This is a genomic window from Bacillus sp. FJAT-27986, from assembly GCF_001685035.1.
In the GTDB taxonomy this organism is placed as follows: Bacteria; Bacillota; Bacilli; order Bacillales; family Pradoshiaceae; genus Pradoshia.
This window is the reverse complement of sequence record NZ_MAYV01000001.1, coordinates 222,765-236,059: the sequence shown is the minus strand read 5'-3', so window position 1 is coordinate 236,059 and position 13,295 is coordinate 222,765. Positions and strand designations below refer to the sequence as shown.

12 protein-coding genes are annotated in these 13,295 nt (G+C 37.8%); 11 read left to right on the top strand and 1 reads right to left on the bottom strand.

Annotated elements, in window-relative coordinates; translation table 11 throughout:
• Nucleotides 1–60: 60 nt before the first annotated feature.
• From A8L44_RS01065 to A8L44_RS01035, 7 genes are all read left to right on the top strand, one after another.
• The gene (locus A8L44_RS01065; protein WP_066100255.1) at nt 61–858 is read left to right on the top strand and encodes a TIGR00282 family metallophosphoesterase; all 798 of its coding nucleotides are present in this window, start codon (nt 61–63) and stop codon (nt 856–858) included.
• 135 nt (nt 859–993) lie between these two features.
• Nucleotides 994–1,254, top strand: a complete 261-nt coding sequence (spoVS, locus tag A8L44_RS01060) for a stage V sporulation protein SpoVS (RefSeq protein ID WP_066100252.1) — start codon at nt 994–996, stop codon at nt 1,252–1,254.
• Nucleotides 1,255–1,373: 119 nt separating this feature from the next.
• Nucleotides 1,374–2,294 carry a dipeptidase gene (locus A8L44_RS01055; protein WP_066100249.1) on the top strand — a complete coding sequence of 307 codons (921 nt, stop codon included), beginning with the start codon at nt 1,374–1,376 and terminating at the stop codon, nt 2,292–2,294.
• Between the two features lie 171 nt (nt 2,295–2,465).
• Nucleotides 2,466–4,202: a 2-oxoacid:acceptor oxidoreductase subunit alpha gene (locus tag A8L44_RS01050; RefSeq protein WP_066100246.1), complete on the top strand. Its 1,737-nt coding sequence runs from the start codon at nt 2,466–2,468 to the stop codon at nt 4,200–4,202.
• Nucleotides 4,203–5,069 carry a 2-oxoacid:ferredoxin oxidoreductase subunit beta gene (locus A8L44_RS01045; RefSeq protein ID WP_066100243.1) on the top strand — a complete coding sequence of 289 codons (867 nt, stop codon included), beginning with the start codon at nt 4,203–4,205 and terminating at the stop codon, nt 5,067–5,069. It abuts the gene before it with no gap.
• Between the two features lie 345 nt (nt 5,070–5,414).
• Nucleotides 5,415–6,455 carry an L-threonine 3-dehydrogenase gene (gene tdh, locus A8L44_RS01040; RefSeq protein WP_077247936.1) on the top strand — a complete coding sequence of 347 codons (1,041 nt, stop codon included), beginning with the start codon at nt 5,415–5,417 and terminating at the stop codon, nt 6,453–6,455.
• A 112-nt stretch (nt 6,456–6,567) separates the two neighbouring features.
• Nucleotides 6,568–7,746 (top strand): glycine C-acetyltransferase, encoded by a 1,179-nt coding sequence (locus A8L44_RS01035; protein ID WP_066100241.1) that lies wholly within the window; start codon nt 6,568–6,570, stop codon nt 7,744–7,746.
• Between the two features lie 141 nt (nt 7,747–7,887).
• On the opposite strand, the gene A8L44_RS01030 is transcribed toward A8L44_RS01035, so the two are convergent.
• Nucleotides 7,888–8,448, bottom strand: a complete 561-nt coding sequence (locus tag A8L44_RS01030; protein ID WP_066100238.1) for a GNAT family N-acetyltransferase — start codon at nt 8,446–8,448, stop codon at nt 7,888–7,890.
• A gap of 538 nt (nt 8,449–8,986) precedes the next feature.
• Between A8L44_RS01030 and lepB the strand changes: the two genes are divergently transcribed.
• The 4 genes from lepB to A8L44_RS01010 all read left to right on the top strand — a co-directional run bounded on the left by lepB (nt 8,987) and on the right by A8L44_RS01010 (nt 13,280).
• Nucleotides 8,987–9,541, top strand: coding sequence for a signal peptidase I (lepB, locus tag A8L44_RS01025; protein WP_066100235.1), 555 nt, complete (start codon nt 8,987–8,989; stop codon nt 9,539–9,541).
• 415 nt (nt 9,542–9,956) lie between these two features.
• Nucleotides 9,957–11,495, top strand: a complete 1,539-nt coding sequence (miaB, locus tag A8L44_RS01020; protein WP_066100232.1) for a tRNA (N6-isopentenyl adenosine(37)-C2)-methylthiotransferase MiaB — start codon at nt 9,957–9,959, stop codon at nt 11,493–11,495.
• A 2-nt stretch (nt 11,496–11,497) separates the two neighbouring features.
• Complete coding sequence (locus A8L44_RS01015) at nt 11,498–11,929, top strand: RicAFT regulatory complex protein RicA family protein (protein ID WP_066100229.1); 432 nt, start codon at nt 11,498–11,500, stop codon at nt 11,927–11,929.
• A 139-nt stretch (nt 11,930–12,068) separates the two neighbouring features.
• Entirely contained in the window at nt 12,069–13,280 is a 1,212-nt protein-coding gene (locus tag A8L44_RS01010) for a phospholipase D-like domain-containing protein (RefSeq protein WP_066102251.1), read from the top strand.
• The last annotated feature ends 15 nt before the right edge of the window (nt 13,281–13,295 follow it).

Genomic DNA, 13,295 nt, shown 5'->3' with positions numbered 1-13,295 from the left:
AAAAAAGTTAAACTATACCAAAGATAATCTTGGCCTAGTTTCAAAGAAAGGAAAGCGAAAATGAGGTTATTATTTATAGGGGATATTGTTGGATCACCTGGAAGAGCAATGGTGAAAGAATATTTAGGGAAGTTAAAGGAAAAATATAGACCGCAGTTTGTCATCATTAATGGAGAAAATGCTGCAGCTGGAAGAGGGATTACCCAAAAAATTTATAAAGAATTACTTGAGTACGGAGCTAATATCATTACACTTGGTAATCATTCCTGGGACAATCGTGATATTTTTGAATTTATAGGAGAAGCAAAATATCTGGTGCGCCCTGGGAATTTTCCGGAGGGAACACCGGGCACGGGACTTTCCTTTGTTAAGATGAATCAGTTTGAATTGGCTGTTATTAACCTGCAGGGCAGAACCTTTATGCCTGCGCTTGATGATCCATTTTTATGTGCAGATAAATTGGTAGAAGAGGCCAGTAAGCGAACGCCATTTATATTTGTTGACATGCATGCTGAAGCAACCAGTGAAAAACAGGCAATGGGATGGTATCTGGATGGACGAGTGTCAGCGGTAGTTGGGACCCATACACATGTCCAAACAGCTGATAACCGAATTCTGCCTAAAGGAACTGCTTACATGTCTGACGTAGGAATGACAGGGCCTTATGATGGTATTCTAGGAATGGAACGCGATGCTGTCATCAAGAAATTCTTAACAAGCCTGCCTGTGAGATTTGAAGTACCAAAAGAGGGAAGAGCTGTACTTAGTGGTTTAATTATTGATTTAGATCCTAAAACGGGCAAAGCGAAAAAAACTGAGAGAATTTTAATTAATGAAGATCATCCATTCTTTTATTAAAAACGATTGCGAGGAGCCAACCTATAGGGGTTGGCTTTTTTGTATGGTATATCTTTTGTTCATTATGAATATAGTTAACAGAAAAAACATACTCACTAGGGGACATGTCTTGGAATAAGATGAGGAGGACCAGAAATGGAAATATTAAAGGTTTCAGCAAAATCTAATCCCAACTCTGTGGCTGGAGCGCTGGCTGGAGTACTTAGAGAAAGAGGAGCAGCAGAAATCCAAGCAATAGGTGCAGGTGCATTAAATCAAGCAGTAAAAGCCGTAGCGATTGCAAGAGGATTCGTCGCACCCAGCGGGATGGATCTTATATGCATTCCTGCTTTTACAGATATCTTAATTGATGGTGAGGAACGTACCGCCATAAAACTAATTATAGAACCACGGTGAAATGAAACTGCAGTAAAACTGGAGCTGACTCTGATAAGGGATCGGTAGGCGTATTCTCCGACCGGGAGGATGCTCCTTTTTGTTAACCGAAGCTAACATAACATGGGGGATTAGCTTAAATGAGAATATTTGATGCACATTGTGATGTGTTAATGAAGCTGTTTCTTAATCCAAAATTGGACTTTTATCATAGCAGGGAGCTAGAGGTAACAAATCTTGGTTTGAAAGCAGCTAATATACAAGTACAAGTTTTCGCTATTTATATACCGGAAAATGTACATCCTTCTATCCGCTTTGATGCAGCTCTTGCCATGGTGGATATTTTTTATGACCAAATAATTGGCACAGGGAAGTTAAAATTCATTCGAAAGTATAAGGATATTGGCAGGCTTAAAGAGGGAGAGACAGGTGCGATTCTCATGTTGGAGGGTTGTGACTGTATTGGCGACGACATGTTGAAGTTGAAGCTATTACTGAGGCTTGGTGTTACAGTGGTAGGGTTGACATGGAACTGGGCTAATCTGGTCGCTGATGGTGCATTGGAAAAACGCGCTGCCGGTCTAACCGCCTTTGGGAAAAAGGTAGTTGAATTGTTGAATGTTACGAACAACTGGTGTGATGTATCTCATTTATCGGAGAGAGCATTTTGGGATTGCATGGAAATACATAGCAGACCAATTGCTTCTCACTCAAATTGCCGATCGCTAGTTGATCATCCAAGAAATTTGAGTGATGAACAAATTAAAGCATTAATTCAAAAAAAATCGGTTATGGGACTTACATTTGTCCCTGAATTTTTAACAGGTACCAATCAGGCAAACTTGACTGATGTATTGAGGCATCTGGAACATGTTTGTTCACTTGGAGGTGCCCGTCATGTAGGATTTGGATCTGACTTTGATGGGACGACAACAAGCGTACATTCTCTCAGCAGAGTGGAACAATATAGTAATCTGGTTAACGAGCTGCTGAAGTATTATAAGGAAGAGGATGTCCGTCACTTCTTATTTGATAATTTTGCATCAAGATATGGCCAATAGGGGTTGAATTGAATACGCTATTTCTTTATTTATGGTTTTTTTAGAAACTTAAGCTTAATATTGTAGACATAATGGTATATTCTAGTAAATAATAAAATTATTGTTAATAGTTTTATAGCTGACATGAAAAACCAATATTTCATATAAGGGAATCGAAGGGGTGTAAAGGAAATGAATAAACAACTTTCATGGAAAGTTGGAGGGCAGCAAGGTGAAGGCATAGAAAGTACTGGAGAAATTTTTTCTATTGCATTAAATCGTCTGGGATATTACTTGTATGGGTATCGCCATTTTTCTTCCCGTATTAAAGGGGGCCATACAAATAATAAAATTCGAGTAAGCACAACACAGGTTCGATCAATAGCCGACGATTTGGATGTGTTAGTGGCATTTGACCAAGAAACCATTGATGTGAATTATAAAGAATTACATAAAGACGGTATTATTTTGGCCGACACCAAGTTTGATCCCAAAGCTCCTTTAGATACCGAAGCAGTACTCTATTCCGTCCCATTTACAGAAATAGCCTCTCAGCTTGGGACATCTTTGATGAAGAACATGGTAGCTATCGGCGCTTCTAGTGCTGTGCTTGGTTTAAATATTCAGGTATTTTCAGAAGTGGTTGAGGAAATATTTGGAAGAAAAGGAGCCGCTGTCGTTGAAAAGAATTTAGAAGCGATTCAAGCTGGCTATGACTTTTTAATGGAACAAATGGGTAACAAGGCTGGAGTGTTGCAGCTAGTAGAAGCTGATGGAAAAAAACGTTTATTCATGATTGGTAATGATGCGATTGCCATGGGTGCTCTGGCTGGTGGAACTCGCTTTATGGCTGCCTATCCGATTACGCCTGCCTCTGAGATAATGGAGTATTTAATTAAGCAACTGCCAAAGTTTGGAGGAGCCGTCATACAGACAGAAGATGAGATTGCTGCTTGTACGATGGCAATTGGCGCAAATTATGCAGGTGTACGCAGTTTAACAGCTTCAGCTGGTCCAGGTTTATCGCTAATGATGGAGGCAATTGGATTGTCGGGTATTACAGAAACTCCGCTTGTAATTGTCGACACACAACGTGGAGGCCCTTCGACAGGTATGCCTACAAAACAGGAACAATCCGATTTGATGGCAATGATTTATGGAACTCATGGTGAAATTCCAAAAATCGTTCTTGCACCAAGTACAGTGGAGGAAGCATTCTACGATACAGTAGAAGCTTTTAATTTAGCTGAAGAATATCAGGTTCCGGTGATTATCCTTTCCGATTTACAATTATCATTGGGTAAACAAACCGTTGAGCCTTTAGATTTTAGCAGGGTTGAGATTAGGAGAGGTAAATTAATTTCTGAGGAGTTACCTGAGCCTACTGATAAAAGTTATTTTAAGAGATATGCTGTAACGGAAGACGGGATATCACCAAGACCTCTTCCAGGAATGAAAAATGGAATCCATCATGTTACAGGCGTTGAACATGATGAGACGGGAAAACCCTCAGAGGTTGCTTCCAATCGTGTAGCTCAAATGGATAAACGAATGCGCAAAATCGAGTCTGTAAGATTTAAAGATCCAATCCATATAAATGCTGTCCATGAGAATCCAGACTTGCTATTGGTCGGATTTATTTCTACTAGAGGTGTCATTGAAGAGACGATGAAAAACCTGGCTGATGACGGGATTAAAGTCAACCATGTACATGTAAGGCTTCTTCATCCATTCCCTGCCCATGAGTTACTGCCCTATGTTCAGGATGCGAAAAAGGTAGTTGTTATCGAGAATAATGCAACAGGACAACTTGCCAACATTCTGAAAATGAATATTGGCCATGCCGAGAAGATTACGAAGCTTTTAAAATATGACGGCAATCCATTTTTGCCGTACGAAGTGTATACAAAATGCAGGGAGTTGGTTTAAATGGCTACATTTAAAGACTTTAGAAATAATGTAAAACCAAACTGGTGTCCCGGCTGTGGTGACTTCTCTGTTCAGGCCGCTATCCAGAGGGCAGCAGCTAATGTAGGTCTGGAACCGGATCAACTTGCTGTGATTTCCGGAATAGGCTGTTCAGGCCGTATTTCCGGTTATATCCAATCCTATGGGTTTCACAGTATACATGGCCGTTCTTTACCAATCGCACAGGGTGTCAAAATGGCGAATCGTGATTTAACCGTCCTTGCCTCAGGTGGAGATGGTGATGGATTTGCAATTGGCATGGGTCATACAGTACATGCGATTAGGAGAAATATTGATATCACCTATATTGTTATGGACAATCAAATATACGGTTTAACGAAGGGTCAGACATCACCGCGCTCTGCAGCCGGCTTTAAGACGAAATCTACGCCTGGAGGTTCGATTGAACAGGCGATATCTCCAATGGAAATGGCCTTGTCAGTTGGTGCGACTTTTGTGGCGCAAAGCTTTTCCAGCGACTTAAAAGATTTGACAGCATTGATTGAAGCAGGTATTCGTCATAAAGGTTTTTCTTTAATTAATGTTTTCAGTCCATGCGTGACCTATAATAAAGTGAATACGTATGATTGGTTCAAGGGTAATTTAACAAAGCTTTCAACAATTGAAGGTTACGATCCATCCAATAAAGAAGCAGCGATGCAGACGTTAATGGAGCATAAAGGCTTAGTTACCGGCTTAATTTATCAAAATACTGCTCAGCCTTCCTATCAGGAATTAATTCAGGGGTATGCTGAAAAACCTTTATCTTCTGCTGATTTGAAATTGACTCAGGAACATTTTGATAAATTGACAGCAGAATTTATGTAATTGAATAAACACCGGCCGAGTAATCGGTCGGTATTATTTTTATGTAATGTGAGGTAAGTATTCATGGAGAAATCTCTTGAAGAATGAACCCCTTGATATATCAGGGGTTTTTATTATGATTAGCAGATACCTTTGATAACGACTTATACATGGGGATTCATTCTTAGATGACAATGTAGGTTGTCTTAGTCCGGAAAAAATATTCACTTTAGTATACTTTTTTAAAAAAATATTCTTCTTATAATCAACTGTCCGCCATACGAGGAATAGCCTATTTACATAATTAAGTTAAAAATTTAAAATTTTGGTATAAACCAGGTTTTTTTAGACAGGAGTGTGTATACGGTGGATGGAAAAATGAAAGCGGTTGTAAAACATAAAAGAGGTTATGGAGCAGAACTCCAATTGATTGATATTCCTTCTATCAAAGAGGATGAAGTGTTGATTAAAGTAAAGGCGACGTCCATATGCGGGACGGATGTCCATATTTATACTTGGGATGAATGGTCTCAACATAGGGTTAATCCTCCTTATGCATTTGGGCATGAATTCTCAGGAGAGATTGTTGAAGTGGGAAATAAAGTACAGGATTTCCAGATAGGTGATTATGTTTCCGCTGAGACACATTTAGTTTGTGGAATCTGCCCTCAATGTATGACGGGACAATATCATATATGTAAAAACACAAAGATAATTGGGGTTGATACACAGGGGTGTTTTGCTGAATATGTAGCTTTACCGGCATCTAATATTTGGAAAAATCCTGTAGATATGCCTATAGATGTAGCTTCTATACAGGAGCCTATGGGGAATGCGGTCCACACCGTATTGTCAGGTGAAGTAGTCGGGAAAACGGTCGCTATTATCGGTTGCGGTCCAATTGGTATTATGGCAGTGGGAGTGGCAAAAGCAGCTGGGGCTTCACAGGTCATTGCGTTAGATCTTAATGATTACCGTTTAGAGCTAGCGGGTAAATTGGGCGCTACTGTGATGATTAATTCATCGAAGACAGATCCTGTTCAGGCAGTTTATGATTTAACGGGTGGCAATGGGGTTGATATTGTTTGTGAAATGAGTGGTCATCCTATAGCCATCGATCAAGGATTTAAAATGATTACGAATGGAGGCAGGTTTTCTATTTTAAGCTTACCCTCTAAGCCTGTGCCTCTCAATATTACTGATGATATCGTTTTTAAGGGGATAACCGTTCAAGGAATTACAGGGAGACAAATGTTTAAAACGTGGCAGCAGGTTTCCCGATTGCTGGAATCAGGGCAGGTTGATGTTAAACCATTAATCACCCATCACTTCCCTTTAGAAGAGTATGAAAAAGGCTTTGACCTTATGATCAAAGGTGAGTGTGGAAAAGTGATATTACTGCCGTAAAAGGGTGCTGAATGAGGAAGAGTAATAAATTTATTCAATACTATTGATATAATGCAAAAATATAGGGAATAGAAGGAATATAAGGTAAACAATTGGATGAGGAGGAAGCGATTTGAAGGGGTTTGAATACTTGCAAACAGAATTAGACGAAATGAAAGGAACAGGTTTGTTCCATCCATTAATTCCTCTGGAATCAGAACAAGGTACAAAAGTTAAGATTAATGGGGAAAATTTGATTCAATTATCATCTAACAACTATCTTGGATTGACTTCACATCCTCGTTTAAAGGATGCAGCGCTTGATGCCATTGAAGAATATGGAGTGGGAACAGGTTCGGTACGTACAATTGCCGGTACCATGGATATGCATATAGAGTTAGAAGAGAAGTTGGCGAAATTTAAACATACGGAAGCGGCTTTAGTATTTCAATCTGGATTTACAACGAATCAAGGAGTTCTATCCGCGATTCTTACACAGGAAGATGTGGTTATATCGGATGAATTAAACCATGCTTCCATAATCGATGGAATAAGACTAACAAAAGCTACACGCCGTGTTTATAAGCATGTCGATATGAACAGCTTGGAGGATGTCCTGAAAGAGACTCAATCCTATCGTAAACGCTTAGTTGTAACAGATGGTGTCTTTTCCATGGATGGCAATATCGCACCGCTACCCGAGATTGTGGAGTTAGCAGAAAAATATGATGCACTTATTATGGTCGATGATGCGCATGCCTCAGGAGTACTTGGCCAAAATGGGCGTGGAACCGTCAATCACTTCGGTTTGGATGGACGTGTTCATATTCAGGTAGGTACGTTAAGCAAGGCTATAGGGGTTCTTGGAGGATATGTGGCAAGCAGCCGTACATTGGTTGATTATTTAATTCATAAAGGCAGACCTTTCTTATTTAGTACATCACACCCGCCTGCAGTGACAATGGCTAATATAGAAGCAATTGATGTATTATTGGAAGAACCGGAATTAATTGAGCGTTTGTGGGAGAATACAAAGTTTTTCAAAGAAGGACTAGAATTTATGGGCTTTAATACCGGAAAAAGCGAAACACCGATCACTCCCATTATCGTTGGGGATGAGGCTTTGACAAATAAGCTGTCTAATAAATTAATGGAATATGGTGTATTTGCTCAGGGGATTGCATTCCCAACTGTTGCAAAGGGTCATGCACGTGTCAGGACCATTGTAACAGCAGAACATTCCAAAGAGGAGCTGGCTAAAGCATTAAATGCATTTGAAAAGGCTGGTAAAGAGCTGGGGATTATTAAATAAACTGTATGAATGGTCTTTCGAAAATAGTTATTTAAAATAATAGGCTACTTAGAGGGAACTTCAGATATCTCTAATTAACAAGTTAATAGTAATACAGAAAAGCATTAATTCATGAAGAACGTGAATTAATGCTTTTTTTAGTTAGTTAGTCTGTCGCTTGTTCCATTCTTCTCTCAGTAAACCATATACATGTACATCATGGAATGACCCAAATCTGAAGATTTCATTTCGTAATGTACCCTCCTTACTAAAATAGCATTTTTCGTAAGAGCGGATAGCATTGGTATTAAAACTGAACACCTGAAGTTTGATTTTATGGATATGGATGTAATTAAAAACAAAAGAAATTAATGTATTCATAGCATCTGTGCCAAAGCCTTTATTGTGCCACTCGTTGCCAATGGATATCCCAACAAAACACGTGCTATTCTTCCAGTTAATTGCGAATACACCACATGATCCAATAAGTTCATTTGATTCTTTCTCAAAAATACCAAACATAAACTCTTCTTTTTTCCCACTAATCGTTTTGAAAAAATTTGTGTGATCTTCAGCTGTTAATGGAAATGGAATATCATCATTTGCAAGTAATAGTGTACTATTTTCATTTTCAATTTCAGCAAAGCGCTCAAAATGATGTGGTTCCATTTGTTTCAATAAAACTGTTTTACCTGATAAATAGTTATCAAAAAATTGTTTCATGTTTTTCTCCCTTTAATAAGGGGTGCAGTCGGAGATACACTCCCTCAGATTATTTGTTGGTTAACAAAACATCTACTGCCATATGCGCGGACATATCCACAACTCCTTTTTATTAATAGTATAACTATATCCCAAAACCAAATATTTGAGAATTACAAATAGTATTTAAAAGGATTCTCGCTTGTTTAATTACTTAGGATGAGTAACCTTTAGGGTCGATATCTCTGAAAGTAGTTTCAATGAACAAAATGAAGAAAAAGCAGTGGGGGGAAACTTGTCATTGATTCACTAGGTAATCCTATTCAGGTGGCTTTATTCTATGTAATTGTCCTATTGCGCTATCTGTTTTTTTGCTATTCTCCAACAGTCTTTAAGTGGTACAGAAAATTCATTAAGAATGATAGAACATAAAGGCTTGTTAGCTCATTGACATTGTACGTCTTATACATCCAACACGTTTGTATTTTTCTTTGTAAGGGAATGAATGAAGAAGAGAACAGAGCGGGTGTACATGAATTAGGTTAAAGGAGTACGGTTTATGAATGATAAGATAAATATAGGAAAAGAAGCTATGTCAGTGTTTAAATCTGTCGTATTGGCAATTGTTATTGTGACTTTAATGCGTCAGTTTGTTTTTACGCCAACTACAGTGAGGGGAGAATCTATGCTTCCCAGTCTCGAGGATGGAAATCGGGTTATCTTAAGTAAAATGACAACGATTAACCGTTTTGATGAGGTCGTATTTCATGCAACAGATTCATCTGATAGTTATGTAAAACGTGTAATTGGTCTTCCAGGAGATACTGTTGAGATGAAGAATGATGTTCTATATATCAATGGAAAAGCGGTTGATGAACCTTATCTGGTGGAATTTAAGAAGGATTTACAAGAGAGGGAACGTCTGACTGAAGATTTTACATTGAAGAATTTGACAGGTAAACAAAAAGTTCCAAAGGGACAAATGTTTGTTCTTGGAGATAATCGCTTGTACAGTAAAGATAGCAGGATATTTGGTTTTGTGCCGATGGATCGAATTATTGGTGAAGTGAAACTGCGCATTTGGCCAATAAGTGATATTGGTTTTGCGAAGTAACATGAATAGTGTTGTTGGAGGATGTTTGTCTGCCTTATATCAAAGAATACATTGGTATAACGCAGACAAACATTTTTTTTGGAGACATATGTGATTGATTTAGGGATTGTTTAGAAAGACAAATGCTCTTAAGTAATAGGAAGAACTAAAAAAATTGTATATATGCCTGTACAGGTATTTTTATCTGCATGTTTATCCCAAAAAAGGCTATTTTACACTTCATATTGAGAAATTTGCCCAAAACCATTATACTAAATGAATGTGACAACGATAGTTTTAAAAATGATTGCAATACAGTTTGTAATTGTTATTTTTGAGTTTAGTGCTTTTATAATTGTGTTTATGAGTGGTTTGGTCTATTTAATAATATATATAGATTTAATCAATAAGTGTGGATACATGGAAGGGGATTTATATGAACGAGCAGCAACGATTGGATACGACGACCGCTGTTAAAAATGACAAAAAGCAAGAGAAAGATTATAGCAAGTATTTTGAAACGGTTTACATGCCACCATCCTTAAAAGATGCTAAGAAACGCGGAAAAGAAGCGATTAATTATCATAAGGATTTTAATATTAATGAACAATTCCGTGGTATGGGTGAAGGACGCAAGTTTTATATCCGTACGTACGGTTGCCAAATGAATGAGCATGATACTGAAGTTATGTCCGGTATCTTTTTAGCTCTTGGATATGAACCAACTGACAGCGTGGAGGATGCCAATGTAATTTTATTGAATACATGTGCCATTCGAGAAAATGCTGAAAATAAAGTGTTCGGTGAACTTGGCCATTTAAAAGCATTGAGAAAAAATAAGCCTGATTTATTGCTTGGTGTATGTGGATGTATGTCACAGGAAGAATCTGTTGTGAATAAAATTTTACAAAAGCATGCCTTTGTAGATATGATATTTGGAACACATAATATCCATCGTTTACCGGAAATACTGATGGAAGCATATATGTCCAAAGAAATGGTTATTGAGGTTTGGTCCAAGGAAGGGGATATTATTGAGAACCTTCCAAAAGTAAGAAAAGGAAACATCAAGGCTTGGGTTAATATTATGTATGGCTGTGATAAGTTCTGTACGTACTGTATTGTTCCATTTACACGTGGAAAGGAACGGAGCCGCAGACCTGAAGATATCATTCAGGAGGTTCGTCAGCTGGCTGCTCAAGGATATCAGGAAATCACATTGCTTGGGCAAAATGTAAATGCATACGGTAAGGACTTTGAAGATATCGACTATCGTCTAGGCGATTTAATGGAAGAAATTCGTAAAATCGATATCCCGCGTGTGCGCTTCACGACAAGTCACCCTCGTGATTTTGATGATCATTTGATTGAAGTTCTGGCTAAGGGCGGAAACATGATGGATCATATCCATTTGCCTGTTCAATCCGGTAATAATGATGTCTTAAAAATCATGGCTCGTAAATACACTCGTGAACAATACTTGGAATTGGTTCGTAAAATCAAGGAAGCAATCCCTAACGTCACACTGACAACTGATATTATAGTTGGCTATCCGAATGAAACGGACGAACAGTTTGAAGAAACGATGTCTCTTTATAAAGAAGTTGGATATGACTTGGCTTATACATTTATTTATTCTCCGCGTGAAGGTACACCAGCCGCAAAAATGAAGGATAATGTTCCGATGGAAGTCAAAAAAGAGCGTCTTCAACGCTTGAATGCACTGGTAAACGAAACAGCCAACAAAAAAAATCAATTATATAAAGGCCAGATTCTCGATGTTTTAGTTGAAGGGGAAAGCAAAAACAATCCGGATGTACTGGCAGGATACACAACTAAAAATAAATTAGTTAACTTTAGAGCTCCAAAATCTGTTATCGGTAAAATTGTAAAAGTAAAAATTACAAATGCTAAAACATGGTCACTTGATGGTGAGTATGTGGAAGAAACAAATGAGGTAGAGGTGGGAGTTTAAAAATGGGGAACTACACGAAAGAACAAATTATTGACAAAGCAAAAGACTTGGCTAAAATGATCTCAACGACTAATGAAGTTGATTTCTTTAAACGAGCGGAAGCACAAATCAATGAAAATAAAAATGTAGCTGAGTTAATGTCAGTAATCAAGGGGTTACAAAAGCAATCGGTCAACTTCCAACATTATGGAAAGACAGAAGCCTTTAAAAAGACAGAGGAAAAATTAGCGAAGGTAGAACGTGAATTGGATGAAATTCCGATTGTCCAGGAATTCAAACAATCGCAGATGGAAGTTAATGATCTTCTGCAGATGGTAGCTAATGTCATCTCAAATACAGTGACAGATGAAATCATTAAAGCAACTAATGGTGATTTGTTACGTGGGGAAACTGGCTCAAAAGTAAAAAATAATTCTCACAGCCATAGCTGCTAATTTTAGAAAGCCATACATTACTCCTTTATTAAAAAGGTGTGATGTGTGGCTTTTTTACTTATTTAATAATATGGATTCATTTACACATACTAAGCAAAAAGGAAGATGTAATTTGTCTTCCATTCAAAGGACAGTCAGGATGCTGAAAAAAATAATTATATATTTCATTAACGGTCTTTTACTGTTTAGTACCTTTATAGGCTTGCTTTTAGTATGGGTGAATTATGATATTAAAGCGGGAAGAGAAGCGGCGGAAGCAGGTAGCCAACCTCATACCTATCCAATTCGTAACAGTAATTTTGGATTGTACACGGATTGGAAAACTTTTTATCCTCAGTTTTCAAAAGATATTTTAGAGGCTAAGGAATATGTGTATATTCATTATTTTTCAATTGGTAGCGGTGAAGCAAGCGAAAAATTTTTCGATTTATTGAAGAAAAAGGCGAATCAAGGAGTCGAAGTTTATTATTCGGTAGACCGAGCAGGCTCTTTAAAGGGTAAGAATGATTGGTTTGATGAACTGAGAAAAGCAGGGGTGCATATAACCTATAGCAATGATCCTCATTTTCCTCATATTTGGTACTCCATCCAGCATAGAAATCATCGTCGAATAGCTGTGATAGATGGGAAAATCGGATACACAGGCGGACTTAATGTAGCACAAAAATATACAAAGAATACATGGCATGATTATCAGATCCGTATGACAGGTGAGGGTGTTCAGGACTTTGAACAACAATTTTGCGAGGATTGGAAGGTAAATACAGGTAACTCTCCACCTATACATAAGGTTGACTTGGAAAAAGGAGAAACCAATCATTATTTGAAGGTATATTCAAGTGGATTTGGCTTGGTTGAGGATTTTATTCAAGAATTCGATGCGGCAAAAAAACAAATTATCATTGCGACCCCCTATTTTATTCCAGATAATCGTGATTTTATGGATGCTTTAAAACGGGCAAGAAAACGTGATGTGGAGGTTATCATCATGTGGCCCAAACATTCAGATGGATTAATGTTAACCCAGGCTGCGTATCCTTTTGTCAGAGAAGCACTCGAAAACGGAATGAAGGTATACCAATATGATAAAGGAATTTTCCATGGGAAGGTTGTCCTAGTAGATTATGAAAGATTAATGACTGGAACAGTCAACATCGATTCACGTTCATTTAGGTTGAATGATGAAATGACTTTATTTATGAAATCATCACCATTTAGTCAAACGGTTCAAAAACAATTAGATGTAGATCTCGGGGATTCAAAGGAAATTAAATTAGATTATTTTGATAACCTTAAAATGAAAGATAAAATACTGATGAAAATTGCCAAATGTGTACATTATTATCTATAATAGAAGTAACTTCTA

Bases quoted from the DNA above. Each gene is read 5' to 3' on its own strand.
- A8L44_RS01065 (WP_066100255.1), top strand. From the start codon at position 61: ATGAGGTTATTATTTATAGGGGATATTGTTGGATCACCTGGAAGAGCA.
- spoVS (WP_066100252.1), top strand. From the start codon at position 994: ATGGAAATATTAAAGGTTTCAGCAAAATCTAATCCCAACTCTGTGGCT.
- A8L44_RS01055 (WP_066100249.1), top strand. From the start codon at position 1,374: ATGAGAATATTTGATGCACATTGTGATGTGTTAATGAAGCTGTTTCTT.
- A8L44_RS01050 (WP_066100246.1), top strand. From the start codon at position 2,466: ATGAATAAACAACTTTCATGGAAAGTTGGAGGGCAGCAAGGTGAAGGC.
- A8L44_RS01045 (WP_066100243.1), top strand. From the start codon at position 4,203: ATGGCTACATTTAAAGACTTTAGAAATAATGTAAAACCAAACTGGTGT.
- A8L44_RS01030 (WP_066100238.1), bottom strand. From the start codon at position 8,448: ATGAAACAATTTTTTGATAACTATTTATCAGGTAAAACAGTTTTATTG.
- lepB (WP_066100235.1), top strand. From the start codon at position 8,987: ATGAATGATAAGATAAATATAGGAAAAGAAGCTATGTCAGTGTTTAAA.
- miaB (WP_066100232.1), top strand. From the start codon at position 9,957: ATGAACGAGCAGCAACGATTGGATACGACGACCGCTGTTAAAAATGAC.
- A8L44_RS01015 (WP_066100229.1), top strand. From the start codon at position 11,498: ATGGGGAACTACACGAAAGAACAAATTATTGACAAAGCAAAAGACTTG.
- A8L44_RS01010 (WP_066102251.1), top strand. From the start codon at position 12,069: ATGCTGAAAAAAATAATTATATATTTCATTAACGGTCTTTTACTGTTT.